Here is a 3568-nt window from a genome sequence, read left to right on the forward strand (position 1 = left end):
TGGGTTGCCGCGTTCATGGGTTCGCCCCGTTCGCGAAATAATCCGGTGACGGAGACCGACACGAAGGCGCAGGACGGTCAGAAGGACGGCTCCGTGGCGGCCGATCCCCAAGTCTGGCGGCAGCGTTCGAAGCGAGCCAGGAGCCTGCCGGAAGTCTCTGATGACAAACAGACTTCGCGCCCATAGCCTGGCGCAATGTCGAACGGGGCGTGGACAGATGAAGAGAACGACCTGATCGTCGCGGATTACTTCGCGATGCTGGCCGACGACATCTCCGCGCGCCGCTACAGCAAGGCCGAGCATCGCCGTGCGCTGCTGCCGCTGCTGAACGACCGGTCCGAGGGGTCCGTCGAGTTCAAGCACCAGAACATCAGCGCGGTTCTGAAGGGGCTCGGCGAAGACTGGATCCCCGGCTACAAGCCTGCGTTCAATTTCCAGATGACCTTGGTGGATGCCGTGGCGCGATGGCTGGCGCTGAACCCGGCCTGGCTCGGGCGCCAACCGGGGCTGCAACCCGGTGCTGGCCTGCGCGAGGCAGCGCAGATCTGGATCGGACCGCCGCCGACGCTGTCGAACCAGCCGCCGCCGCAGGAACTGGACCAGATGCTGCACATCGCCCGCAAGTTCGACGTGGCGGGCCGGGACGAGCGCAACCGGGCCCTCGGCCGCGCGGGAGAGGAACGTGTGCTGGCGCATGAACGGGCGTCTCTTCGCTCGGCAGGACGGGACGATCTGGCGCGCAAGGTACGCTGGGTGTCGGAGGAGGATGGCGATGGCGCGGGCTACGACATCGCGAGTTTCGCCCCGGACGGTCTCGCCCGGCTGATCGAGGTCAAGACGACGAACGGATGGGAGCGCACGCCCTTCCACATCACCCGCAACGAACTGGCCGTGGCCGAGGAGCGCAGGTCGGAATGGCGTCTGTTCCGGCTCTGGAACTTCTCACGCGAGCCGAAGGCGTTCGAGTTGCATCCGCCGCTGGACGCGCATGTCTCCCTGACCGCGACGACGTTTCAGGCGAGCTTTCACTGAGGCTCAGTCGAACACCCGCTCCGGCTGTTCGTGCCATGGCAGGGCCGCGACATCGGTCAGTTTCAACAGGGTCACGGCGGGCACCTCGCGCTTGTAGACCAAGCGCTTGAGGACCCCCGGCGCGAGGTAGGCGAGCCGGAGCTGTCGGCTGACATGGCGTTCGGCAAGCCCTACGGCTTTCGCCAGATCGGTGACCGTGTTGAACTCGCCAGCCTCCATGCGCCGCCGCCAGCCCCACGCCCGGCCGATGGCGCGCAGGATATGCGGATCCTGCGTCCGGTCTTCGCTGGGCAGATAGGTCGAGGGCGGCATGATCTTCGGCCGCCCGTTCTGCTTGCGGACCTTGAGCGGCACGAAGATCTGGATGGACTCGTCGGGTTTCATCATTCCGCCGCCACCTTCTTTCGTGGCGCCATCATGTCGCGCATGACGCCCGAGACGCCGTCGGTCCGGACATCGATCACCAGCCCCTTAGACGTCACGGTGACCCGGCGCACCAGCAACTGCACGATCCGGGTCTGCTCTGCAGGGAACAGCTGGCCCCAGACGTCCTCGAACGTCTGCAGCGCGGAGATCACGTCGGCCTCGGCGAAGGCGTGACCCTCGCGCGCCAAGTGGGCAATGACCTGTGCCGTGATCGACGGCGCGCGCATCACCCGCCGCAACTCGGTCACCACAGCCGCTTCCACGAGGTCGGCAGGAAGGCGGCGCGGGATGCCCGCGTCGCTGGGTTCGCGATTCTTGATGACGTCCATCGAGACGTAGTACCGGTATCGCCGCGCGCCCTTCTTCGTGCTGCTCGGGGTCATGGCAGCGCCCGTGGCCGTGAAGATCAGCCCCTTGAGCAGCGCTGGCGCCTGCGCGCGGGTGTTGTTGGCGCGCTTTCGCGGGTTCTGCCGCAATATGGCATGGACCTGATCCCACAGCTGCTCGTCGATGATGGCCTGATGCTCGCCGGGATAGGCCTTGCCCTTGTGGACGGCGTCGCCGCGATAGACGCGGTTCACCAGCACCCTGTAGAGATATCCCTTGTCGACCAAGGTGCCCTGCTTGTTGCGGAGCCCTTTGCGGCGCAGTTCGCGGGCCAGCACGGTCGCTGAACCGACCTCGACGAACCTCTCGAAGATGCCCCGCACGGTGGCGGCCTCTTCCTCGTTCACCACGAGCCTGCGGTTCTTCACATCGTACCCGAGCGGGACATAGCCGTCCATCCACATGCCTTTCATGCGGGAGGCGCGGACCTTGTCGCGGATGCGCTCAGCCGTCACCTCGCGCTCGAACTGCGCGAAGCTGAGCAGGATGTTCAGCGTCAGCCGCCCCATGGACGTGGTGGTGTTGAAGGACTGCGTGACCGAGACGAAGGTCACACCGTTGCGGTCGAAGACCTCGACCAGCTTCGAGAAGTCCATCAGCGACCGTGACAGGCGGTCGATCTTGTAGACGACCACCACATCGATCAGGCCGTCCTCGATGTCGGCCAGAAGCTGCTTGAGGCCGGGCCGTTCCAGCGTTCCGCCCGAGATGCCGCCGTCGTCATACTGATCGCGGACCAGCACCCAGCCCTCGGAACGTTGGCTGGCGATATAGGCCTCGCAGGCTTCTCGTTGTGCGTGCAGGCTGTTGAACTCCTGCTCGAGCCCTTCCTCGGAGGACTTGCGCGTGTAGATGGCGCAGCGCTGGCGGCGGACGGGATTTGCGCGTTGATCCATCAATCATTCCCCCGCTTTCGTTCGCGCAACCCGAAGAAGCGGTAGCCATTCCAGCGCGTTCCGGTGATCGCCCGCGCAATCGCGGACAAGGATTTGTAAGGTCTCCCCTGCCACTCGAACCCGTCCCGCAAGACGGTGATCGTGTGCTCGACCCCGTTCCATTCGCGGATCAACCTCGTGCCGACCACGGGATTGCGAGGATCGGCGATCTGGCTCTTGCGTGTCAGGGTGCCGCCGACCTCGTCGGCCAGCAGATCCAGCATGCGTCGGGTTTCGCGATCAGGGCCTCCATACGTGAGCTCCTGGATGCGGTAGGCCAACCGGCTCTCTAGGAACGCGCGGCTGTTGTTCGGCGCCGCCGTGGCAAAGATCGTCTGCCACTCCGACTTCAACTGGGTGACGGACATGGACTTCAGCGCGGCCAGGCGCGCGGGGATAGGATCGGGCTTCGTCATGCGTTTCTCCGGTGAGTTGGAGTTGCATGACGGCATTCGTCGTCGGGATAGTGTAGGCAACGTTCTCCAGTATTGTCAGATACTTCGCGCCCATCTGGCCCGAGCAACCGAACCAGCCCGAGCGCCAGCAGGCCGCACAGTTCAGCGCGGCGTTCGGCGGGCGTCATCTGTTCGGGCGGGAGCGGATTTGGGCGTGTCATGTCTCGGTGGCCATTTTCGGTGGTGTCATTACCGATCAAAAGCCACCCAGCCGCCCGGGACGGGACATCTCAAAGGAACGGGATGCGGAAAGGCGAACAGGGAGAGAACATCAGGCTTGCCGACCACGGATTTGTCCATGATTATCGGGGGTTGAATCAATCGAGAGCAGTT

The 3568-nt window shown here is 64.7% G+C and carries 5 protein-coding genes; 2 read left to right on the forward strand and 3 right to left on the reverse strand.

Translation table 11 applies throughout. The features are described 5' to 3' along the window. Positions 1-186, forward strand: a 186-nt coding sequence (locus A6302_RS23760; RefSeq protein ID WP_210183411.1) for a hypothetical protein, incomplete at its 5' end; no start/stop codon positions are given. 69 nt (positions 187-255) lie between these two features. Next, positions 256-1032: a protein NO VEIN domain-containing protein gene (locus tag A6302_RS19705; RefSeq protein ID WP_245294170.1), complete on the forward strand. Its 777-nt coding sequence runs from the start codon at positions 256-258 to the stop codon at positions 1030-1032. 3 nt (positions 1033-1035) lie between these two features. On the opposite strand, the gene A6302_RS19710 is transcribed toward A6302_RS19705, so the two are convergent. The 3 genes from A6302_RS19710 to A6302_RS19720 are packed head-to-tail and all read right to left on the reverse strand — an operon-like array spanning position 1036 to position 3196. Beyond that, positions 1036-1419, reverse strand: coding sequence for a hypothetical protein (locus tag A6302_RS19710; protein ID WP_069308451.1), 384 nt, complete (start codon positions 1417-1419; stop codon positions 1036-1038). Then, complete coding sequence (locus tag A6302_RS19715; RefSeq protein ID WP_069308452.1) at positions 1416-2741, reverse strand: recombinase family protein; 1326 nt, start codon at positions 2739-2741, stop codon at positions 1416-1418. Before A6302_RS19715 ends, A6302_RS19710 begins: the two co-directional genes overlap by 4 nt. Beyond that, on the reverse strand, positions 2741-3196 hold the full coding sequence (locus A6302_RS19720) for a DUF2924 domain-containing protein (RefSeq protein WP_023413474.1): 456 nt from the start codon (positions 3194-3196) through the stop codon (positions 2741-2743). The genes A6302_RS19715 and A6302_RS19720 overlap by 1 nt, the downstream gene beginning before the upstream one ends. Positions 3197-3568: the final 372 nt, after the last annotated feature.

The sequence above is a fragment of the Methylobrevis pamukkalensis genome (assembly GCF_001720135.1).
Taxonomy (GTDB): domain Bacteria; phylum Pseudomonadota; class Alphaproteobacteria; order Rhizobiales; family Pleomorphomonadaceae; genus Methylobrevis; species Methylobrevis pamukkalensis.

What these genes read in the sequence shown, in the direction of transcription:
- A6302_RS19705 (WP_245294170.1), top strand. Translation starts at nt 256, where the DNA reads ATGCTGGCCGACGACATCTCCGCGCGCCGCTACAGCAAGGCCGAGCAT.
- A6302_RS19710 (WP_069308451.1), bottom strand. Translation starts at nt 1,419, where the DNA reads ATGATGAAACCCGACGAGTCCATCCAGATCTTCGTGCCGCTCAAGGTC.
- A6302_RS19715 (WP_069308452.1), bottom strand. Translation starts at nt 2,741, where the DNA reads ATGGATCAACGCGCAAATCCCGTCCGCCGCCAGCGCTGCGCCATCTAC.
- A6302_RS19720 (WP_023413474.1), bottom strand. Translation starts at nt 3,196, where the DNA reads ATGACGAAGCCCGATCCTATCCCCGCGCGCCTGGCCGCGCTGAAGTCC.